The sequence below is a fragment of the Kitasatospora sp. NBC_01302 genome (genome assembly GCF_035976515.1).
In the GTDB taxonomy this organism is placed as follows: Bacteria; Actinomycetota; Actinomycetes; order Streptomycetales; family Streptomycetaceae; genus Kitasatospora.
In genome coordinates this window covers 286,683-307,134 of the sequence record NZ_CP108404.1, presented here as the reverse complement: position 1 = coordinate 307,134, position 20,452 = coordinate 286,683, and the positions used below count along the sequence as shown (strand labels likewise).

Below are 20,452 nucleotides of genomic sequence, written 5' to 3'. Positions count from 1 at the left end.
GGGTCGTGCGAGGCCGCGTCCGGACGGGACGTGGCGGGTGGTCATCCCCTCCATCCGGTGTGGTGCAGCCAGCCCTCGAAGGTCATCAGGTTTGCTGACCGACGTGGGCCGGACGCTGGTGGAGCCGATCGCCGTGCTGACCGAGTGGGCTCACGAGCACGGCGCGGCTGTGGTGGAATTCCAGCAGCCCACAACGGACGACGGACGTCGGCTCGTCAGGCGGGAGTCTCCGAGAGACCGTCAGTCTGTGGTCCGCTCCGAGGAGAAGCAGTGAGGTCGGCCACCACCAGCTCGGCCGCCCGCACCGGGTCCCCGCCGGCGCGGGCCAGCAGCGCGGCCGCGGCGTAGCTTGCGTCGACCGTCTCCCGGTGGGTCACTCGCATCCTGTGCACCGAGTCGTAGCGCGGCGAGCTGAGCGCCGCGCCGATCCCGGGGCGCAGCCGCTCCAACTCCACGACGACCGCCCAGGCGTCGTCCTCCAACCGGGCCCGCCGCACCGGGTCGCAGGCCGCGATGGCCCGGTCGGTCTGGGACGCGTCGAACTCGTAGGCGTCCAGAGACGGCAGGAGCTCGGGAACGCCCAGGATCTCCGCTGCGTCCAGGGTGAAGATCTGGGACCCGTCATCGGAGTCCAGCAGGTGCGCGATCAGTGGGACGGCCCGTGGGTCGTGCCGCCTGGCCAGCCCACGCGCGCCCTCCTGCCGGACCTCGTCGTCCTCATCGGTGGTGCACTTCCACAGCGCGTCCCTGATGGCGGTCGTGTCCTGCTCCAGTTGGAACCCCAAGGCGAAGGCCGCCCAGTTGCGGACCTCGGAGTCCTGGTCCTGGGCGAGCCGGATCAGCGCCCGGACATCGGGCCCGTCGGGCAGTCCGCTGTTGAGGGTGCCGAATACCAGGGCGACCCCATGTCGCACCTCGGTGTCCTCGTGGCCGGAAAGCCCTACCAGGACGGGAACGGCGCGCGGGTCCTGCGCCGCGCCCAGGCCGATGACGAGGGCATGCAACACGCAGGCCTCGGTCTCCACCTCGGCCAGCGCCATCAGGGCGGTTGCCGCCTCGCCACGCAGGCACTCATGCGTGGCGGCCACGTCGCGCACCAGATTGCAGCCCACCTTCCGCTCCAGGACCTCGGCCGACGCCAGCAACCCCAACCCGCAGCGCAACGCGGTCTCCCCGCTCTCCCCCTCCGCCGCCTCCCGGACCAGGTTCCAGTAGGCGTGCCCGTCCTGGTCCTCCTCCGAGGTCTGCTCCAGTCGCGCCGCAGCCATCAAGCGCCCCGCCAGACCCACCGCGTTGTCCATGCGCGCATTCTTACCCGAACGGCTTGCTGCCGGGTACTGAATTCCTACGCCGGCCGGTCCCCGACCTCCAGCTGCCGCCTCGGGCCGGCACCTGCTGCCCGCCGCCGGTCACCACCGCGCCGCCCACGCAGCGTCGCCGGGCAAGAGGCACTGGCCCGGGTCTGACGGTGCATCACTTCTCGCTCGCGGGAGTCCAGGAGGGACACCACAGTTCTGTGGTGTCGGTGGCTCACGGTAGCGTGCCGGGATGGAGAAGACCGTCACCTATCTCGAGATGACCGCTCGCGAAGAGCTGAAGCCCGGACGGGTCGTGCCTGCGTTGGAAGTTCGACGCGAGGAGGGGCTGACGGCGCTGGCGCGCTCGGTGCAGGCCCGGGTCGGTGCGGCCCACGGGTGGCGCAGTTCGACGCGCTCCGACCAGGAGTGGCAGGACTTGGCGATGGCCCACCCGCGCCGCCAGTACTGGTTGATCAGGCTGGCGGGCGAGACAGCCGGGATCGTCGCGCTGGAGCCCCAGCCCGGTGGGGACGTGGAGATCCGCACCTTCGGACTCCTGCCCCAGTACGTCGGCCAGGGGCTCGGCGGGCATGCCCTCACGCTGGCGCTGCGGCAGGCCTGGGCGACCGAACCGTTGGAGGCTGCGGCCGTCCGCAGGGTGTGGCTGCACACCAGCTCCAACGATCACCCGGGCGCGCTCCTCAACTATCAGCGCCGAGGACTTCGCGTCTACCGCACCGAGGTTGAGGAGTAGCCGCGCAAGCCCGGGCCGCTCATGCGTGAGTTGGGGTTCGGTCTCGATCAGTGTGAGCCAGGAGGGTCACGTCGTGTGTGGTGTGCCCGGTGCTGCTGGGCGTCCTCGGCGACGAACACCGACCAGACCATCTGGATGGTCCTGGTGCGGGAGATAAACCGCAGTCCGTATCGGTCGGCGGCGGGTTCGGTGGTCAAGGCCAGGTCGGCTGTCCGCTCGCGGACAGCTCGGGCGGCCGCGCTGGTCGAGGGCGTCAGGGTGATCTTCCGGCCCGTGTACCGGGCGGGGAGTAGCTGGTCGACGAGCGGCACCGGAGCGGGGTGGGTGGCCACCACCGGGACGGCGGGGACCTTGTGGTCGAGATCTCGGGCGATGCCGTACAGGGGAGTCTCAAGGACGAACGCGGCAGCCAGCGCGATCCGGGTGTCCATGTAGAACTCGTTGATTCTCGCGTAGGCGTTGGCGATCACCACATGGCTGATCTCGCCCGAGCGCAGGGCGTTGCCGGCCTGCTCGTACGTGTCGTACAGCCCCACCTGTGGTTCGCACTTGGGCGCGCCGCCGTGGAGTCGGTCCCAGAGGAAGCCGGCAGCTTCCTCACTGCTGGTGCCCTGGGGGCCGAGTGTGCCGACCAGTCGGGCAGGGCGGTGCCGGATGATCTCCCGGGTGAGCAGATCTCCTGCTCCACCGGGAAGGTCGACCCCGCCCGCCGGCCATGCTCCATGGCCGGCGGGCACCCGGTGTTCTGCGGCGAGTTGGTCGGAAGCTGCGGTGGTCACCATGGGTTCAGCCTTGGTCGATCCGGACGGAGGTGAGCCAGTGGTGGTGTCGAACGTCTCCGCCGCCGCGGATGGTCCGGGCGTAGTGGTGGGCGAGGCTTCGGGCGATCGGGCCGGGTTCGCCGGCGCCGATCGGGTGCCCGGAAACCTCGTTGACCGGGGTGATTCCGATGCCGGTGCCGGTGAGAAAGACCTCGTCGGCACAGCGTAGATCGGACACGTCCAACTCGTGTTCGGCGGTCTCGATGCCGAGATCGGCGGCGAGGGCCAGCACGGTGTCCCGAGTGATGCCGGGCAACAGGTCCGCGGTGGCGGGCGGGGTGAGCAGTCGGCCGGAACGAGCTGCGAAGACGTTCGCGGTGCTGGCCTCGCAGACCCGGCCACGGTCGTCGAGCAGGATCGCGTCGTCGTATCCGGCCGCCCTGGCCTCGTCGGCGGCAAGCGCGTTGTTGACGTACCCTCCGGTGACCTTGGCGTGGATCGGGATCGCAGCACTGCGCGGCCGCACCCAGGAGCTGACCGTGCAGCGGATGCCGCCGGGCGGGGTGTAGGCGCCCATCGGGAAGCCGGTGATCGACAGGGCGTCGGAGACGCCGCTCAGGCCGACGCCGGGCCGCGTGCCGGGTAGCAGAGCGAGCTTGTAACCGAGTGGCCGCAGGTAGGTGTCGGCGGTGGTGCCGTTGCGCCGGAGCAGCTCACAGGTGATCTCGACCAGTTCGTCGACGGTGTGCCCGGTCTCGATGCGCAGGAGGCGGCAGGAGCGCAGGAAGCGCTCGTAATGGTCGCGGACCCGGAAGAGCACCAGTTTCCCGCCATCGGCGCAGGTGTGCGCACGGATGCCCTCGAAGACCCCGGTGCCGTACTGCAGGGCCTGGGTGGTGAGCGGCAGACCGGCCTCGGCGAACGGGACGAACGCACCCTGGTGGTAGGCCATGGCGGCGATGGCGGGCCTCGCCCGGGTAGTCATCGAGTCCTCCCGGCCGCGATCTTGGCGGCGGCCGACGCCTCGGCGTCCTGGCCGCCCGCACGCAGGTCGATGACCCGGGCGGCCTTCCAGCTGACCATCGCGCCGGTGGTGGTGATGCTGCCGAGGGTGCCGGTGCCGACCTCCAGCTCGGTGCCGAGTTCGTCGCGGCACTGCTCGACCGCGCGGGCGGCGCCCTGGGCGACGGCGGCCGCGCCCGCACGGCCTGGCAGCTGGAGGGTCAGGGAGAGCCGGTCGGTACCGTCCACGCGGTCGATGGTGATCTGGTAGTCCAGGTAGCCGCGCAGATGACGCAGCAGCAGGTGCTCCAGGTCGTAGCCGGTGATCAGGTGCCCGTTGAGGACGAGTCGGTCACGGACCCGGCCGAGGGCGGCGATCGACGGAGCCGGAACGCTCTGCCCCGGACGCGGATCGGTGATCCTGACCAGGTCGCCGGTACGGTACCGGACCAGCGGCTTGGCACCCTGGTACAGGTGGGTGACGACCAGTTCTCCTTCCCGGGTGCCGTCCGCGCCGGGCTGCACCCAGCGGTCGGTCTCCGGGTCGACAACTTCGTTGTACGAGATGAGCGGAGCGGTGTACAGCCGCCCGTCGGCGGCGGCGGCGCCCATCACCGAGGCCTCCTGCGAGGCGTACAGGGCGTTGTAGGCCTGAGCCCCCCAGATCTCGCCGAGGTTGGCGATCAGGCTGGGCGAGGCGAGTTCGCCGGTGGTCATCAGGACGTCGAGGCGGAAGTCCCGGCGCGGGTCGAGCCCGGCGGCGACGGCCCGTTTGGCGAGCGTCAGTGCCATGCCAGGGGTGCAGAACAGGCCAGTGATCGGGAAGGACCGCATCACCTCCAGAGCCCGGTCGAAGCCGACCATCGGGGAGTGCGGCCACATCTTCGCCACGGCCAGGCCGAGGTTGCGGCAGACGTCGCCGAAGGTGTCCGAGAAAGCGTGCAGCTCGGTCGGCCCTGCCACCCCGATGACCTGGTCATCACCGTACTGGCGGAAGACTGTCCCGTAGTAGTGCGTGAGGACGGTGTTGTTGGCGAGCGAGTCGATATCGTCGCGCGGGCAGGGAGTGGAGCAGCCGGTGGTGCCCGTGGTCTCGTAGAAGATCCAGGCGTCGGCGAGCGGCCGGGACAGCAGGCCGTGCTGGGCGCCGCGCAGGTCGTCCTTGGTGGTGAACGGGATGCCTGCGAGGGCGCGCTCGTCCAAGGTGGTGATGGTGGACGGGTCGACTGCGGCGAGGTGGGCACGGTAGAAGGAGGAGTTCTCCTTGACGTAGCGGAGTGTCCGGCGCACCGACGTGAGCTGGTGCTCTGCCAGACCGGTCCGGTCCCACTGGCCGGCGAGGAACGAGCGGTGCTGGTCGCGGAGTTCGACGGCCGGGCCGGCCAGCTCGGGACGGTAGATCGTGAACATGGGCGTCCTGTGCGGTTGGGGGGAGCGGGGTGGGCTCAGACGAGGGCGGGTTCCGGCTCGACGAGGTCGGCCACCACCCAGTCGCTGATCGGCCGCCACTTCTCGATGGCCTGTCGGTGGAACGGGTGGACGAGGTAGCGCTCCAGCGCTTCCTGGTCCGCGAGCAGGCCGATCACCGCGAAGTCGTAGGCGATCGGCCGGGCCGAGGTGTTCCGGCCGGTCTGCCAGTGCAGCAGTTCGGGGACTTCGGCGCCGATGCGGGCGGCGATCCGCTCGGCCTCGGCCACGGCCGGGTCGTCCCAGCTGTAGTCCGGTTTGAGCTTGAACAAGGCGATGTGGCGGATCATCGATTCCTCTGGAGGGCGGGCGTCACGGCGGCGGAGGCCGACCGCCGCGACGGTCCGAGGTCAGTGCGCGCGGGCGGCGAGCAGCCCGCCGGCGTGCAGGTGGTGGACGTAGTGGTCGAGGAGCGCGGTGTCGACGGCCGGGCAGGACCGCTTCCAGTTCGGCCAGATCTGCTGGATGCGGGTCTGGTCCATGCGGGGGAAGACGGATTCCAGGAACAGCTCCTTGACGCTGATGTCCGCGTGGTTGGCGCGGGTGGCGAACAGCGGCGCGAACGGGGCGATCAACGTGTCAGGGTGTTCGCGGACGTGTTCCAGCACCAGCTGCACCCAGTCGCGGTAGGGCAGCTCCCGGATGGTGTGCCCGGCGGCGCGCAGCCGGCCGACCATGTCGCAGAGCAGTGCGGGGCGCGGATTGGTCAGGTGGAACACCCCTGCGACGTGCGGGTAGGTGGTCGCCACGCCGACGATCGCATCAGCGACGGAATCGACGGGAACCAGGTCGAACGGCAGCCGGATGGCCGGGGCGGCCCCGAGCCGGGTGATCGCGTCCAGGAGAGCGCACAGCGCGGTGTCGGTGTTCCACGCGCCGGTACGGCTGTGCCCGGTGATCTCGTACGGCCGGTAGACGGTGACCGGCAGTCCGGCCCGGGCGGCGTGTTGCAGCAGGCGTTCGGCGACCCACTTCGACTCGCCGTACCCCAGGCTGATCAGTTCGGGATGGCTCAGCGGGCTGGTCTCGGTGAACTGCCGGACGCCCGCGGCACCGCTGCCCGCCAGCACGGCGACGCTGGAGACGTGGTGCAGCGGGATGCGCCGGGCCGCGGCCAGGCCGATCAGCTCGCGGACCGCGGTCACGTTGGGGCCGCGCAGCGCGCTGTACGGGTAGATGAAGTTGACGTGGGCGGCGTTGTGCAGGACGAGGTCGATCGAGTCCGCGAGCCGTCGCCGGTCCTCCGTCGCCAGGCCCAGCCCGGCGCGGGACAGGTCGGCCGGGTGGACCTCGATCCGTTGTGGATCGGGCTGCTCGATCCCGTACCGCAGCAGGTTGGCGCGGACGCGGTCGCGCGCGTGGTCCGGGTCACCGGCCCGCACCAGGCAGTGAACGACGATGTCGGGGTGGCGCATCAGGCGCTCCAGCAGGAAGGCGCCCAGGAAGCCGGTGGCCCCGGTGAGGAGAACGCGACGCACTGGGCCGCTACCGACCGCCGGCCGGTCGAGCGGAGGCAGCGTCAGATCGAGCGAAGCCTCGGCCTCGAAATAGGCGTGCTCGGCCGGGTCGGGCACCGGAGCGGAACCGGACTCGCGGAATCCGGCCAGCGCGGCACGGTGGGCCGAGAAGGCGGGCTGGGCCAGCAGGCTGCGAAGCAGCGGTCGGAACCGGTCCGGGGGCAGATCGAGTGCGGTGAGCGTGCGGTTCACGACGTGTGCCGCAAGCAGGGAGTTCCCGCCGGCTTCGAAGAAGTGGGTGTCCGGGTGGACCGACACACCCAGGCTGTCGGCCCAGATGCGGCGCACGGGGTCGTCGTCCGCCGGTGCGCCGTCCTGCCCCGGCCTGGCGTTCGCGGGTGCCTGGAGGTCGGCCCGTAGGGCGGCGTAGTCGATCTTTCCGTTGTCGGTGAGCGGGAACCGGTCCACGGGTCTGATCGGAGTGGGGATGCTGTGCGCTGGCAGCCGCTCGGCCAGGAACATGCGCACCTGCTCCGGGTGAACGGGACGGTCCGGGCGAGCGGAGGTGACGAAGGCACTCAGCGTCCTGCTCATGTCGTCCTCCCCCCGAAGCAGGACGGCTGCCTCGGCGACGTCCGGGTGCGCTCGCATCTGCGCCTCCAGGGCGTCCAGTTCGATCCGGCATCCGCGGATCTTCACCTGGCGGTCGGACCGTCCGAGGAATTCCAGGGTTCCGTCGGGGTTCCACCGGGCCCGGTCGCCGCTGTGGTACAGCCGGACGCCGGCCCGGCCGCCGACGGCCATGGTGACGAACGCCCTCCTGGTCTCCTCCGCACGCCCCAGATAGCCCAGCGCCAGCCCGTCACCGCCGATGTACAGCTTGCCTTCCTGGCCGGGGAGCGCCGGGCTGCCGTCTTCCAGCAGGACGTGGCACTCGCTGCCCGCCACCGGCTGCCCGATGGGAACGGAAGCCGCATCCCGCGCGATGCTGCGGAGGTCATGCGTGGTGACCAGGATGCCCGCCTCGGTCACGCCGTAGCCGTGGATGAGCTGGCGCGGCGCACCGCTGTCGAGGACCGCACGGGCGAGCCCGACGGCCATGGCCTCACCACCCGTCAGCACCATCTCCAACCCTGCGAAGATGCCGGGTCGGAAGCGGACCGCGTGGTGGAACAGGCTCATGGTCAGGAAGGCGTGGCTGACCTGCTCGCGGTCCATCAGGGCCTGCAGCGCATTGGGATCGAGCAGCTCGTTGGGCCCCGCCACCACCAGGCAGCCGCCGTTGAGCAGTGTCGACCACACCTCCATCAGTGACCCGTCGAACGACAGGCCGAAGGTCTGCAGGACCCGCTTGCCCGGCCCCGCGCACCACGGAAGACCGTCGAGACCGAGCCGCGCCACCGCCTTGTGGGGCACCACCACCGCCTTCGGCCGTCCCGTGGTACCCGAGGTGAACAGGATGTACGCGGCATCCTGTGCCTGGCGCGTCCGGTCGCCCGGAGCGGGCTGCGCAAGCCCGGTCGGCCGGTGCTCAACTGCTTCGGCGAAGGGCAGCCATCGCACCGGCAGCGACTCGCAGACGGATCGGTGACCGGTCAGCAGCACAACCACGTCCGCCCCGGAGTCGACCATCATGTCGCTCATCCGTGCGGACGGGTGATGGGCATCCAGCGGGACGGCGACGGAACCCGCCTTCAGCACGCCGCACAGCGCGACCGTGGACTCCCAGGACCGGGTCCCGAGCACCCCGACCGTCATCCCGGGGCGCACACCGCGGTCCGTCAGCGCGCCGGCGACAGCGGCAGCCATGTCGTCGAGTTCCCGGTACGACAGCTCCCGCCCCCCGTCCCGTACCGCCGGCGCCCCGGGGGTCCGGGCTGCCTGCCGGGTGAGCAGCTCAGAGAGCGAAAGGTCCCCCGAATCCGGTGCGGCCGGCCGAAGAGGGGCAGCGGCTTCCACGACATTTCCCATGATGATCACTTCGGTTGACCCTGTGAGATTCCGCGCCCTTCGATGCCGGGACCGTCAGTCGATCCGCTTCCACGAGATCCAGGCGATTCTCATGATCCCGCCGCGCACCGCCGCGGTTGTTCCGCGCACCGTCTCGCAGGTGGCCTGGTAGAGGCGGTCGCCGCCGATGGCCCGAGCCTCCTGCTCGCGCTCCGAGAGCCGGGAACCGGCCGCCTCCAGGGTGCGCAGCATGTCCTCGTGCTGGGTCACGATGCTGACCGGCTCCCACAGGCCGGAGCCGGCGTTGAGGAGGTCACCCAGGCGCGGCATGATGGCCTGCCGGGAGTTCCTGAGCACCTCCGCGTCGAGTTGCTCGTGCAGGTCGTCCCGGGTCTCGGCCGGTCCGGCGACGCATACCTCGGCGGCGAACCGGCCTCCCGGCACCGTCCACGCGTGAATGCGCCGGAGCATCTCCCGCATGGCCTTCGGATCGCTCCCGCAGTCGGCCGGGGCGCCTGCCAGCACGTGCTCCAACGACTGCACCGCGACCACGGAGTCGAAGCCGGCCGTCTCGACGGGAAGGTCCCAGAAGTCGCAGTCGCTGACCTCGACGGCGGGATTGCCCAACGATTTGACATGCCCCGCCTGGGACGCTGACGTGGTGATCCCGAGAGCGTGGCCGACCTTGCGCTCGTCGACGGCGAAGGTCAGGAGACCGCCGTATCCGCAACCGATGTCGAGGACCTTTCCACCGGGCTTGAAATCCGCAAGATCGGCCATCAGGTTGAGCTTCTGCTCCTGGGCCCGGTCGAGGTCCAGGTCCAGGCAGCCCTGCCACAGCGCGGAGCTGATGGTCAGTCTCGAATCCGCCCAGACCCGGACGAATTCCGGACTGCTCTCATAGAAGTCGACGTTCGTGTCACCGGACATGGTGAACCATCCTCACTCTCGGGATGCTGGCTACGGAAAACAGCCGATCAGGACGGAAATCAGAAGAACCGCGGACTGTGCCCGACGGCGGAAAGAATGGGCGAGGAGATCCGAGGTGTGCCCGCGGCCGGGCCGCGAGCACACCTTCTCCCGGTGCTCGGATAAGGGGAGCGGCCCGGGTTCAGTGCCAGAACTCGAAGGTTCCCACGACGTCGTTGGACGTCAGGCCCGCCTCCTCGCAGGGCTTGGGGTGGGTGGTCATGACGATGCTGGTCTCCTCGAGGCTGTCACCCTGGTACGGGCCGGACAGCACCTTGCCGACGGCCCTGGTCAGGACCTCATCACCGTCGTGGTTGTCGAAGGCGAAGGCACCCTCGATGTGGCTCTTCTCGCCGGTGGACCAGATGATGTCCTGCGCCCACCTCGCGCTGTGGAAGTCCGCGGCGGTGCAGCTGGCCATCTCGTGGCCGACCTCGTGCACGGCACCGTCACCCGTCGGGGCCTCCTGGTCGTCCCCGGTGTTGCAGTTGGTCAGTACGCCGTCCACGGTCCAGTGGATCAGCTGCGGGTCATCGGTCACCTTGTCCATGACCTTGGCCTTGGCAGTTCCCCGGCAGGCAAGGTCGATGGTGCGGCTGTCGGCCTTGGGCTTCGCCTCCGCCAGGGCCGGGCCGGCGGTGAGCAGCAGCGCGATGCCGGCGGCAACCGCGACCGTACGGCCACGCAGCGTCGAACGACGCGAGCCGCCCGTACGAATTCTCGATGAGGTCTGCACCTCTCAGTTCCTTCCACTTGTCAGCTGATCGGGAAACAGGCCGCATGCGGAACGCATCGGCAACGATACGCAACCGGTCGGACATCTGTTCAGGTGCAGTAAATCCGAACGAACAGAAAAATGTCACGCACCAAAGATCGTGTTCACTCGAATGCGGGCACGGACAAGGAAGAGTCGCCAGAGAGAGGCGACAGTATTTACGTGTATATGACGATCTGAATTCTCTTGAGCCGCGGGAAAGCGCCGACTCGGACGATTCGCAACCATTCCGGTCTCTCTCAATTCATCGGCTCGGCCGCATGCTGTCGATACCATCGCGGTGACTGGCCAACCACACGTCACATGGGCGGTCGCGGGGTCCTCAACGAGAAGAGTTCACGATGCTCCTGATCGACCGCGCCACCGTGCGCAAGGTCTACCCGATGCGGGAGGCCACACAGGTCATGGCGGAGGCGATGCGCCGGTACAGCAAAAAGATGGTGGACCTGCCCCTGCGCACCATTCTTCGCCCGGAGAAGGACACCGGCCTGCTCGGCACCATGCCTGGCTTCGTTTCGGGAGAGGGGTGGGCGGGGTACGGGGTGAAGGCCATGGTGCTCAAGCCCGAGAATCCGGCCCGCGGTCTGGAACTGCACATCGGCGTCGTCCTCGTCTTCCACCCCGACACCGGCGCTCCGCTCGCGCTGATGGATGCCGGAGCAGTGACCGCCATCCGCACCGCCTCGGTCTCCGCCGCCGCCACCGATGCCCTGGCACGGCGGGATGCCGGGGATCTCGCCGTCCTCGGCTCGGGTGTCCAGGCCCGCAGCCATCTGGAGGCCATGCAGGTGGTCAGGCCACTTCGGAGAGTTCGAGTCTGGAGCCGCACCCGTGCCAACGCCGACGCGTACCGCGCATGGGCGGCCACCGAGCTCGGCATCGAGGTGGAGGTCACGGACAGCCCCGCGGAGGCCCTGGCCGGGGCGGATCTGGTGTGCACCGCGACAGCGGCCAAGGAACCCCTCGTCGAGGCCGCAGACCTTGCCCCCGGAGTGCACGTCAATGCTGTCGGTGCTTCCTTCCTGGACCACCGCGAGCTCTCCTCCGCGGCAGTGGCCAAGGCGTCCTTCTTCGTGGACAGTCGGGAATCCGCCGCAGCGGAGTCCGGTGACCTGCGAGCGCCGATCACGGAGGGGCTGATCGGACTTGACCACATTCAGGCGGAACTGGGCGAGGTGCTGCTGGGAGCCCATCCGGGACGCCGCGAGGAACGCGAGGTCACCGTCTTCAAGTCGCTCGGGCTCGGCGTGCAGGACATCATGTCCGGCTTCGCCATCGCCGAGGCAGCGGCGGCTCAGGGACTGGGCCAGTGCATCAAGCTCGACTGACTCGACGGCACCGGAATCTACGCCCCTCCGGGCAGGCCCCTGCCACCGCCCGCACTGAGCGCAACGCTCAACAACCGTGCGCGGGCACCGCGTTTTGATAGCGGCCAGTTGGGCTCGATCTGGCCGCTGTCGTTCACGCCGCACGCACTTTTGACGCTCCGGCTCACGCCGCTACCGGCACGCACTCGGCGAGCAGGCCGACGATGTCGCGCCAGGCTCGCTGCGCGTGCTGCGGGTGGTGGCCGACGCCGGGGAGCACGGTGTGGTCGACCGGCGGGTGGTGGAAGGCGTGCAGAGCTCCGCCGTAGACCACGAGGCGCCAGTCGACGCCCGCGGCCTGCAGTTCGGCGGTGAAGGCGTCCCGCCGCTCGGCGGGCATGATCGGGTCCGCCGATCCCACCCCGGCCCACACGGGGCAGCGGATGCGCGCGGCCTCGCCCGGCCGCCCCGTGGTCAGTGCGTTGACCGTCCCGATCGCGCGCAGGTCGACGCCGTCCCGCCCGAGCTCCAACGCGATGGCGCCCCCGGTGCCGTAGCCGATGGCGGCGATCCGGTCGGGGTCGGTCCGGGGTTCGGCGAGCAGTACGTCGAGCGCCGCGTGGCCGATGCCCCGCATCCGGTCGGGGTCCGCGAGCAGCGGGGTCACGTACGCCAGCATCTCCTGGGGATCGGTGAACCAGCGCCCGCCGTTGATGTCGAAGGCCAGCGCCACATAGCCCAGTTCGGCGAGGGCGTCGGCTCGGCGGCGCTGGAAGTCGTTCAGGCCCGGACCCTCGGGCCCGATCAGGACCGCGGGCCGGCGGCTGGCCCCGGCGGGGAGCGCAAGGTGCCCGATCATCGTCAGTCCGTCGGCCGGGTATTCGACCGTGCGTGTGGTGACAGTCGTCATGAGACCAGACTGTAGTGACCGTCGAGCCCGATCGGGCCGGTCTTCACCGTGGGCAGAACGGCGCGGTCGCGTACCGATGCTGGTCGGGCCGCGAGCCGGTTCGCGAGGCCCATCAGGACACGCGCGGGTCGGCCTTGACCGCGTCCAGCAGCAGCTGCGCGACGTCGACCACCTTCAGGTGCTTCTTGGCCGCGCCCGAGCCCGCGGCGGAGCCGCCGTTCGACGCCTTCTTGCCGTTCACCGAGTCGGAGAGCATCACCAGGCAGAACGGGCAGGCGGTGGAGACGATGTCGGGGTTGAGCGACAGCGCCTCGTCCACCCGCTCGGTGTTGATCCGCTTGCCGATCCGCTCCTCCATCCACATCCGCGCGCCACCGGCGCCGCAGCAGAAGCCGCGTTCCTTGTGACGGTGCATCTCCTGCTGGCGCAGCCCCGGGACCTTGTCCATGATCTCGCGCGGCGGGCTGTAGACCTTGTTGTGCCGACCCAGGTAGCAGGGGTCGTGATACGTGATCAGGCCCTCCACCGGGTTGACCGGGACCAGCTTGCCCTCGTCGATCAGGTGCTGCAGCAGCTGGGTGTGGTGGATGACCTCGAAGTGGCCGCCGAGCTGCGGGTATTCGTTCGCGATGGTGTTGAAGCAGTGCGGGCAGGTGGCCACGATCCGCTTCTTCGGCCCCTTGGCGGTCGACTCGGTCTCCAGCGCGGCGTTGAGCGTCTCGACGTTCTGCGCACCGAGCATCTGGAACAGGAACTCGTTGCCCAGGCGGCGGGCCGAGTCACCGGTGCAGGACTCCTCCTTGCCCAGGATGGCGAACCGGACCCCGGCGGTGTGCAGCAGTTCGGCGAAGGCCTTGGTGGTCTTCTTCGCCCGGTCCTCCAACGCACCGGCGCAACCGACCCAGTAGAGGTACTCGACCTCGGCCGGCTCGATGTCCTGGCCGATCACCGGCACCTCGATGCCGGTCTCCTTCTTCAGCTCCTTGACCCAGTCCAGGCGCGCCTTGGTGGCCATGCCCCACGGGTTGCCCTTGTTCTCCAGGTTCTTGAGCATCGTCCCGGCCTCGGTCGGGAACGAGGACTCGATCATCACCTGGTAGCGGCGCATGTCGACGATGTGGTCGATGTGCTCGATGTCCACCGGGCACTGCTCGACGCAGGCACCGCAGGTGGTGCAGGACCACAGCACGTCGGGGTCGATCACCCCGTTCTCCTCGGCGGTGCCGATCAGCGGACGCTCCGCCTCGGCCAGTGCCGCCGCCGGCACGTCCTTCAACTGCTCCGCGGTCGCCTTCTCGCTGCCCGAGCCCTGCCCTCCCTCCGGAGCGGTCTTGCCGCCGCCGGCCAGCAGGTACGGCGCCTTGGCGTAGGTGTGCTCGCGCAGGCTCATGATCAGCAGCTTCGGCGACAGCGGCTTGCCGGTGTTCCAGGCCGGGCACTGCGACTGGCAGCGGCCGCACTCGGTGCAGGTGGAGAAGTCGAGGATGCCCTTCCAGGAGAAGTGCTCGACCTGCGAGACGCCGAAGACGGCGTCCTCGGCCGGGTCCTCGAAGTCGATCGGCCGCCCGCCCGAGTGCATGGGCTGCAGCGCGCCGAGCGCGACCCCGCCGTCCGCCTCGCGCTTGAACCAGATGTTCGGGAAGCCCAGGAAGCGGTGCCAGGCGACGCCCATGTCGGTCTTGAGCGAGACCGTGATCATCCAGATGAAGGACGTCGCGATCTTGATCGTCGAGGTCAGGAGGACCAGGTTCTGCAGGGTGCCGGTGCTCGTTCCCCTGAAGGCGAGGACCAGGGGGTAGGACGCGAAGTGCGCGGCGTCGTAGTGGCCGATGCGGACGAGGGCTCCCTCCAGGCCGCCCAGCGTCATGTCGCAGATGCCGATGATGAGGATGACGGCCTCGACGAAGTACGCCTGGCCGAGGTTCGAGCCGGCGAAGCGTGACTTGCGGCCGGCCCGCCTCGGGTGGCTGAGCTGGCGGATGGCGATGAGCACGAGAATGCCGAGCGTCATCGTCGTGACGAGGAACTCGACGAACATCTCGTACGGCACCCAGTGGCCGATGATCGGAAGCGTCCAGTCGGCGCTGAAGAGTTGGCCGAAGGCGTTCGCCAAGGTCAGTACGAGCGAGAGGAAGGCGATGGCGATGAACCAGTGTGCTGCACCGACCACCTTCCACCGGTTCATCCGGGTGTGGCCGAGAAACTCCCGGAGCACCGTGACCGTCCGCGCGACCCGGTTGTCGGTGCGGGTGCCCGCGGGGACGTCCTGGCCGAGTCGGACGACCCGGTAGACCTGCGCGAAGGCTCGGCCGAACAGTGCCACGCCGACCACGGCGAGGACCAGCGACACGGTGATCGCGGCGAGTTGCATGAGGGCTCCTCCAACCTGCGCGAGCGGAAGCTCGATCCTACTGGCGGGTAACCTTGTGCTGATGGGCAGTCAGATTACCGAGCATGGAAGGCTTCCTGAAGATGTGCGGCTGGTGATCTGCGTCGCCGGGACCACCACGGCGCGAGGCACGGTGTGCGGGCAAGATGGTGTGCGGACTTCGGGGCATCCTTGTCCGGCCACTGGTGGCGGGCCGTCGTCTACGCTCGACCTGTTCACGTATTCCACGGGAAGGGGGGTGAGGTCCGTGCTGCACACAGACCTGGTCGAGGTGACGTCACCGGAGGAACTGGGGGAGCTGCTCGGCGAGCCGACACCGGGCGCGCTGGTCAAGGTGCGGCCGAGCCTGCACGAGCACGACCGCCAGTGGCTGGCCGCCTCGTCGCTGTGCGTGGTGGCGACTTCGGGGGCCGACGGAAGCTGCGACGCGTCACCGAAGGGCGACCCGGCCGGGTTCACGCTCGTGCTGGACGACACGACGATCGCGATCCCCGAACGTCCCGGGAACCGCCGGGCCGACGGGTTCCGCAACATCCTGGCCAATCCCCACGTGGGGCTGCTCTACCTGATCCCCGGCCGCCCCGACACGCTGCGCATCAACGGCCGCGCGCGGCTCGTGCGCGACGCGCCGTTCTTCGACGACATGGTGGTCAAGGGGAACCGTCCGCAGCTGGCCCTGCTGGTCGAGATCGACCAGGTCTTCTACCACTGCCCCAGGGCCCTGCTGCGGGGCGGAGTCTGGCAGCCGGAGACCTGGGAGCCGGACGCGGCGCCCTCCCGTGCGGTGCTCGCGAAGGCCCACGATCGCCGTCCGGAGAGTGTGGCAGAACTGGAGGCGTACTACGGCCCGCAGTACCTGGAGCGCCTGTACCAGTAAGGGCCTCCTGCACAGCTTCCCTGCATGCTGCCGAGTCGACCAGGCAACAGGAGGCCCTGGTTCCCGCCAGGAGCGGCCGAACCAGCGGCGCTTGGCCCGGGGTTGCTGCTGGGGTTGGGGCGTTGCGCCGTTCGCCGGGGCCACCGACGGGTCGTCGTACTCGCGGGAGATCACCTGGACCCGGCCCGACTCGGAAAAATCAGTTGGTGGGGTAACTGCGTTGCAAGACCATGGCCGCATGCGCATCCTCGGCCTCGTCTTCGCCGGCACGTCCACGCCCTATCGCTCGCAGATGGCCGGCTTCCTTGGCGACACCCTGTTGTTGCCCCGTGCCCAGGTGGACGGCGTTGAGGCTGACTTGTTCGAGCTGCCCGACGGATCCAGCTTCGCGGTGTCCTCGCCCGGCGGGATGGGGGATGCGCCCCGTTCTGTCGGCCTTCTCGTCGACGATCTCGCTGCTGCAGCGGTGGTCCTGCGTGAAGCAGGCGTCGAGGTGGGCCCGGTCGGCGAGAACGAGCGCGATCGGTACCTGCACTTTCGCGCTCCGGACGGCGAGCTCTACGAACTGGTGGAACGCAAGGGCGGAACCGTGTGACCTTCGGGGGGCGATCTCGGGGCAGGTCGCCGGTGGCCGGGCCTCAGCAGTAGCCGTGGAGCTTGGTGCTGCCCTTGGGGGCGAGGCTGGGCCAGGGCCGGCCGGCGCCGGCCGCGGCGGCAGAGCGCAGAAGGTCGACGAGGGTGCAACCCGGGTAGCCCTGGAAGCTCTGGTAGGCGTTGCGGTAGTAGCAGCTCCAGTAGCTCACGACCCGCCGTTGCGTGCGGGCGAAGAAGGCCGGGTTGGCCACGATGAACTCACTGTAGGCGTGGCGGAAACCGTCCCCGGGGACGCCGAGGCCGCGAAGTCCATGGGTGATGTCGACCAGGATCTCCAGGACGTACTCGCCGACGAGTTGAACGACGAACGGGATGACCCACGGGTCCGCAGAACCGAGGACCTGCGCCAAGTGGCGTTGCCTGACCCGGCCGTCGCAGTGCCGCGAATACAGGCAGTGCAGAACTCGTCGCTGACGCAACGAGAGGGCAGCAACGGCTTCCGGCGGCGGCTCGTCGTTGTAGATGCGCTCGGGGATGGCGAGTTGCTCTCCCCGCACCAGGACCGAAAACTGCCCGACCGGCCGGTGCAGAGGCGCAGGTGCGACCGCCAGAACTGCTTGAACGTCATCGGCCAGATCGGCTGGGAACGCCGCGGTCAACAGTTCACCGGGGGTGGGGAGTGGCTGCACGGTCCGAGCATACGTGCAGCCCTGTGGGCAGTCCCGGCGACCGTGAAGCGGCTGACTGCGTGGTGGGACCGGCCCGGCCCCGCGCCGCGGCGGCCGCTCTCGGCCGCCTACAGCGCCAGGAACTCCTCGGCCGCACGCTTCGGGGCAGGCGGCACGTCGGTCAACTCCGAGACGATCGAGTGGACTTCACGCCTGAGCCCGGGGGACTCGCCCCAGGAAGCAGTTGTTGATCCTAGGGCAGGGCGTCCGAGGCCGCCGCCTCGGACGCCCTGCCGCTCGCGCATCCCCCGCCGTGAACGCGCGCGGCGTGTCACCGGGCGGGCCGGGGGTGCTTGTTCTTGCTCGGCCTTGCTCGGCCTTACTCGACGACGAGGGTGACCGGGATGTTGCCGCGGGTGGCCTTGGAGTACGGGCAGTACGCGTGCGCCTGCTCGACCAGGGCCTGGCCCTGCTCGCCCTGCAGGCTGTCGGGGAGCTCGACGCGCAGCGTGACGGCGAGGCCGAAGCCGCCGTCGGTGTCCTTGCCGATGCCGACCTCGGCGGTGACCGAGGCGTCCTTGGTGTCGATCTTCGCGGCCCGGCCGACCGCGCCCAGGGCGCTGGCGAAGCAGGCCGCGTAGCCGGCGGCGAAGAGCTGCTCGGGGTTGGTGCCCTCGCCGTTGCCGCCCAGGGCCGCGGGGAACGCGAGCTGGAGGTCGAGTCGGCCGTCGGAGCTGACCGTGCGGCCCTCGCGGCCGTTGGCGGTGGCGACAGCGGTGTACAGGGCATCCATGAGGAATCGTCCTTCGTGCGTCGTCGACCACCCGGTGGGGTGCCCGGGTGGGCCGGCCGAGTGGTTCGGCCGCTCCACCAGCATGGCACACAATTAAATTGTGCGCAATCAAATGATGTGCGATCGAGTTGTATCCTTGGGGCATGGCCACTGCGAACCCGAGCACCCAGCCGCCGAACGGCGAGGATCTGCCCCCCGACCTCGACCTGTTCCAGCTCGACCTCCAGGTCTGCTTCGCCGTCCACGCAGCCGCCCGCTCCTTCGACCGGGTCTACCGCCGCCTGCTCCAGGACCTCGGCCTGACCTATCCGCAGTACCTGGTGATGCTGACGCTCTGGGAGCACGGCGACCTGCCGGTCAAGCGGCTGGGTGAACTGCTCCGGCTGGACTCCGGCACGCTCTCCCCGCTGCTGAAGCGCCTGGACGCGGCCGGCCTGGTGCAGCGCGAGCGCAGCCCTGAGGACGAGCGCTCGGTGATCGTGCGCCTCACCGCGGAGGGCACCGCGATGCGCGCCGCCGCCCAGCGGGTGCCCCGGCAGATCGCGGTCGCGAGCGGGATGACCGCGGAGCAGGGCCGCGAGCTGCGCACCCGGCTCGAGCAGCTGACCGCCACCCTGGACCTGTTCGGCACCGAGGCGGCGGTCGGCGAGGCACTCGGTGAGGACTTCGGCGAGGCCTGAGTGGGTCCGCCGCCCCGGCGCATCCCGCGGGTGTCGGGCCGCCACGGAGTCGGGCCGCTTGCGTCCGGCGACGGGGGCCGCCGCGTGCGCCTGGTGACCAGTGGCCTCCGGCGCCACGCGCGCAGCCCTGTTCACCATATGCCCCAGCAGCCGCAGTGCAGTTGGGCGCTCCCTGCCGGGCGACGGCGTTTTTCGGACGGGTTGCGCTGCCCCCGTTGACCGTCGTCGGCGTCCGGCGATTGGCTCTCCCCGAACCCACCGGCGGGGGAGCAGGGGTGGGCCGGGGACAGCCATCCGGGGAGGACCGGTCAGCGTGAAATCGATCAGCCGAACGGCACACACAAGAGGCAGACTCGCCCTCGGCGCCTGCGTGTTGGCGACTGCTGCGGCCGTCGCCGGCACTGCGGTGCCCGCCCGGGCCGCGGCTCCGGCCTGGGGCCCCACCGCCCAGGTCGACCTCGGCGCGAACGGCGTCCAGGCGGACCAGGCGTCGACCGGCCTCGGAGTCAGCGCGGACGGCCGCTACGCCCTGTTCAGCTCGTCGGCGACGAACCTGGTGCCGGACGGGGCGAACATCGGCTTCGGCCTGTACGTCCGCGACCTGCGCACCGGGCGCACCGAGCTGGTCAGCCGGGCCGACGACGGCACTGCGCTGACCGCGCTCGACGAGGTCGCGGGGATCAGCGGCGACGGCCGGTACGTTGTGTTCTCCAGCGGCGCGGCCCAGGTGGCGCCCGGGCAGCCCGCGGATGGTGCGTACAACGTCTACGTCCGCGACCGCGTCAGCGGCCGCACCCGACTCGTCAGCGCCGGGACCCCCAGCGGCGGAGCCCAGGACGACCTCGGCGCCTACCACCCGGCCATCAGCGCCGACGGTCGGAGCATCGTCTACATGTCGGTGCGCACCGACCTCGTGCCCGGTGCTCCCGTCAAGCCGGACACGCGCAACATCTACGTCACCGACCGCATCACCGGCCGCACCCGCCTGGCCTCGGTCGGCGTGGACGGGCAGGCGGCCGACAATAACTCGGACAACCCGACGATCAGTGCGGACGGCGGTACCGTCGGCTTCACCTCGAGCGCCTCGAACCTGCTCCCGCCGTCGGCCCGGACGCCGAACGCCGCCGCCTCCCCGGCCATCGGGCGTTACACCACCCTCTACACCCGCGACCTGAACCGGGGCACCACCACCCTCGCCGGCCTCGCCGCCGACGGCACGGCCGGGTCGGCGTCCCCGACCATCCGGCTCAGCCCCGACGCCCGCTACGCCGCCTACGCGCTCGGCGCGGCCCCGCTGCCGGGCGGCAAGGCCCGCACCGAGCTGTTCGTCCAGGACCTGCGGACGGGCCAGGTGAGGAGCATCCGCACCTCGACCAACCCGGCGGCGATCTGCTGGGCGGACCCCTCGGCGGCCATCAGCGCCGACGACCGGTGGGTCTACTTCTCCGGTGGCTGCTCCGACACGGTCATCCACGCCTCGCAGGCCCGTTTCGACCTCTACCGCCAGAACCTGGCGACCGGCCGCACCGAGGCCGTCAGCACGGCCCCGGACGGGTCGCAGCAGGACGGTGCCGCCTACGGGCCCTACCTCTCCGACAGCGGCAGGACGGTGGTGTTCACCGACGACAGCACCGACCTGCTGCCCACCGGCACCACCTCCAACGACTGGCACGTCTACGCCCGCACACGCGGCGAGGACTGAACAGACCTCAGGTGGGCCCGATGCGAAGGTCGGGCCCCACCGGCCTGCCGGCTCCGGCGGATCTGGCCGGGAAGCTGCCGACGTCGCCCGGTTCGGCGC

18 protein-coding genes are annotated in these 20,452 nt (G+C 70.0%); 6 read left to right on the top strand and 12 right to left on the bottom strand.

Features of this window, described 5'->3' with window-relative positions; all coding sequences use genetic code 11:
• Nucleotides 1-215 precede the first annotated feature (215 nt).
• Nucleotides 216-1,301 carry a HEAT repeat domain-containing protein gene (locus OG294_RS01485; protein ID WP_327064518.1) on the bottom strand — a complete coding sequence of 362 codons (1,086 nt, stop codon included), beginning with the start codon at nt 1,299-1,301 and terminating at the stop codon, nt 216-218.
• Between the two features lie 247 nt (nt 1,302-1,548).
• On the opposite strand from OG294_RS01485, the gene OG294_RS01480 reads away from it, so the two are divergent.
• Nucleotides 1,549-2,052 carry a GNAT family N-acetyltransferase gene (locus tag OG294_RS01480; RefSeq protein WP_327064517.1) on the top strand — a complete coding sequence of 168 codons (504 nt, stop codon included), beginning with the start codon at nt 1,549-1,551 and terminating at the stop codon, nt 2,050-2,052.
• 47 nt (nt 2,053-2,099) lie between these two features.
• Here OG294_RS01480 and OG294_RS01475 read toward each other — a convergent pair whose 3' ends face one another.
• From OG294_RS01475 to OG294_RS01445, 7 genes are all read right to left on the bottom strand, one after another.
• A complete protein-coding gene (locus OG294_RS01475) occupies nt 2,100-2,834 on the bottom strand; it encodes a prephenate dehydratase domain-containing protein (RefSeq protein WP_327064516.1) in 735 nt (244 codons plus the stop codon).
• Between the two features lie 4 nt (nt 2,835-2,838).
• Nucleotides 2,839-3,798, bottom strand: a complete 960-nt coding sequence (locus OG294_RS01470; RefSeq protein WP_327064515.1) for a branched-chain amino acid transaminase — start codon at nt 3,796-3,798, stop codon at nt 2,839-2,841.
• Entirely contained in the window at nt 3,795-5,225 is a 1,431-nt protein-coding gene (locus OG294_RS01465; RefSeq protein WP_327064514.1) for a phenylacetate--CoA ligase family protein, read from the bottom strand. The genes OG294_RS01470 and OG294_RS01465 overlap by 4 nt, the downstream gene beginning before the upstream one ends.
• A gap of 35 nt (nt 5,226-5,260) precedes the next feature.
• A complete protein-coding gene (locus OG294_RS01460; protein WP_327064513.1) occupies nt 5,261-5,572 on the bottom strand; it encodes a Dabb family protein in 312 nt (103 codons plus the stop codon).
• A 60-nt stretch (nt 5,573-5,632) separates the two neighbouring features.
• Nucleotides 5,633-8,710, bottom strand: a complete 3,078-nt coding sequence (locus tag OG294_RS01455) for a non-ribosomal peptide synthetase (RefSeq protein WP_327064512.1) — start codon at nt 8,708-8,710, stop codon at nt 5,633-5,635.
• A 54-nt stretch (nt 8,711-8,764) separates the two neighbouring features.
• Nucleotides 8,765-9,619, bottom strand: coding sequence for an SAM-dependent methyltransferase (locus OG294_RS01450; protein ID WP_327064511.1), 855 nt, complete (start codon nt 9,617-9,619; stop codon nt 8,765-8,767).
• A 181-nt stretch (nt 9,620-9,800) separates the two neighbouring features.
• Nucleotides 9,801-10,394, bottom strand: coding sequence for a hypothetical protein (locus OG294_RS01445; RefSeq protein ID WP_327064510.1), 594 nt, complete (start codon nt 10,392-10,394; stop codon nt 9,801-9,803).
• Nucleotides 10,395-10,774: 380 nt separating this feature from the next.
• Between OG294_RS01445 and OG294_RS01440 the strand changes: the two genes are divergently transcribed.
• Entirely contained in the window at nt 10,775-11,761 is a 987-nt protein-coding gene (locus OG294_RS01440; protein WP_327064509.1) for an ornithine cyclodeaminase family protein, read from the top strand.
• Nucleotides 11,762-11,924: 163 nt separating this feature from the next.
• Here the strand turns inward: OG294_RS01440 and OG294_RS01435 are convergent, their stop codons facing one another.
• Nucleotides 11,925-12,650: a dienelactone hydrolase family protein gene (locus tag OG294_RS01435; protein ID WP_327064508.1), complete on the bottom strand. Its 726-nt coding sequence runs from the start codon at nt 12,648-12,650 to the stop codon at nt 11,925-11,927.
• Between the two features lie 112 nt (nt 12,651-12,762).
• Complete coding sequence (locus tag OG294_RS01430; RefSeq protein WP_327064507.1) at nt 12,763-15,021, bottom strand: (Fe-S)-binding protein; 2,259 nt, start codon at nt 15,019-15,021, stop codon at nt 12,763-12,765.
• Nucleotides 15,022-15,286: 265 nt separating this feature from the next.
• On the opposite strand from OG294_RS01430, the gene OG294_RS01425 reads away from it, so the two are divergent.
• Both OG294_RS01425 and OG294_RS01420 read left to right on the top strand, forming a co-directional pair.
• Nucleotides 15,287-15,916: a pyridoxamine 5'-phosphate oxidase family protein gene (locus OG294_RS01425; protein WP_327064506.1), complete on the top strand. Its 630-nt coding sequence runs from the start codon at nt 15,287-15,289 to the stop codon at nt 15,914-15,916.
• Nucleotides 15,917-16,154: 238 nt separating this feature from the next.
• Nucleotides 16,155-16,511: a VOC family protein gene (locus OG294_RS01420; RefSeq protein WP_327064505.1), complete on the top strand. Its 357-nt coding sequence runs from the start codon at nt 16,155-16,157 to the stop codon at nt 16,509-16,511.
• A gap of 43 nt (nt 16,512-16,554) precedes the next feature.
• Here OG294_RS01420 and OG294_RS01415 read toward each other — a convergent pair whose 3' ends face one another.
• Both OG294_RS01415 and OG294_RS01410 read right to left on the bottom strand, forming a co-directional pair.
• Nucleotides 16,555-17,199, bottom strand: coding sequence for a hypothetical protein (locus OG294_RS01415; RefSeq protein ID WP_327064504.1), 645 nt, complete (start codon nt 17,197-17,199; stop codon nt 16,555-16,557).
• 358 nt (nt 17,200-17,557) lie between these two features.
• Nucleotides 17,558-17,971: an organic hydroperoxide resistance protein gene (locus OG294_RS01410; RefSeq protein WP_327064503.1), complete on the bottom strand. Its 414-nt coding sequence runs from the start codon at nt 17,969-17,971 to the stop codon at nt 17,558-17,560.
• A gap of 143 nt (nt 17,972-18,114) precedes the next feature.
• On the opposite strand from OG294_RS01410, the gene OG294_RS01405 reads away from it, so the two are divergent.
• Entirely contained in the window at nt 18,115-18,651 is a 537-nt protein-coding gene (locus OG294_RS01405) for a MarR family winged helix-turn-helix transcriptional regulator (protein WP_327064502.1), read from the top strand.
• A gap of 370 nt (nt 18,652-19,021) precedes the next feature.
• The gene (locus OG294_RS01400) at nt 19,022-20,353 is read left to right on the top strand and encodes a hypothetical protein (RefSeq protein WP_327064501.1); all 1,332 of its coding nucleotides are present in this window, start codon (nt 19,022-19,024) and stop codon (nt 20,351-20,353) included.
• Nucleotides 20,354-20,452: the final 99 nt, after the last annotated feature.

Excerpts from the sequence above, each read along its gene's own strand:
- OG294_RS01485 (WP_327064518.1), bottom strand. The coding sequence starts at position 1,301 with ATGGACAACGCGGTGGGTCTGGCGGGGCGCTTGATGGCTGCGGCGCGA.
- OG294_RS01480 (WP_327064517.1), top strand. The coding sequence starts at position 1,549 with ATGGAGAAGACCGTCACCTATCTCGAGATGACCGCTCGCGAAGAGCTG.
- OG294_RS01475 (WP_327064516.1), bottom strand. The coding sequence starts at position 2,834 with ATGGTGACCACCGCAGCTTCCGACCAACTCGCCGCAGAACACCGGGTG.
- OG294_RS01470 (WP_327064515.1), bottom strand. The coding sequence starts at position 3,798 with ATGACTACCCGGGCGAGGCCCGCCATCGCCGCCATGGCCTACCACCAG.
- OG294_RS01465 (WP_327064514.1), bottom strand. The coding sequence starts at position 5,225 with ATGTTCACGATCTACCGTCCCGAGCTGGCCGGCCCGGCCGTCGAACTC.
- OG294_RS01460 (WP_327064513.1), bottom strand. The coding sequence starts at position 5,572 with ATGATCCGCCACATCGCCTTGTTCAAGCTCAAACCGGACTACAGCTGG.
- OG294_RS01455 (WP_327064512.1), bottom strand. The coding sequence starts at position 8,710 with ATGGGAAATGTCGTGGAAGCCGCTGCCCCTCTTCGGCCGGCCGCACCG.
- OG294_RS01450 (WP_327064511.1), bottom strand. The coding sequence starts at position 9,619 with ATGTCCGGTGACACGAACGTCGACTTCTATGAGAGCAGTCCGGAATTC.
- OG294_RS01440 (WP_327064509.1), top strand. The coding sequence starts at position 10,775 with ATGCTCCTGATCGACCGCGCCACCGTGCGCAAGGTCTACCCGATGCGG.
- OG294_RS01435 (WP_327064508.1), bottom strand. The coding sequence starts at position 12,650 with ATGACGACTGTCACCACACGCACGGTCGAATACCCGGCCGACGGACTG.
- OG294_RS01430 (WP_327064507.1), bottom strand. The coding sequence starts at position 15,021 with ATGCAACTCGCCGCGATCACCGTGTCGCTGGTCCTCGCCGTGGTCGGC.
- OG294_RS01420 (WP_327064505.1), top strand. The coding sequence starts at position 16,155 with ATGCGCATCCTCGGCCTCGTCTTCGCCGGCACGTCCACGCCCTATCGC.
- OG294_RS01410 (WP_327064503.1), bottom strand. The coding sequence starts at position 17,971 with ATGGATGCCCTGTACACCGCTGTCGCCACCGCCAACGGCCGCGAGGGC.
- OG294_RS01405 (WP_327064502.1), top strand. The coding sequence starts at position 18,115 with ATGGCCACTGCGAACCCGAGCACCCAGCCGCCGAACGGCGAGGATCTG.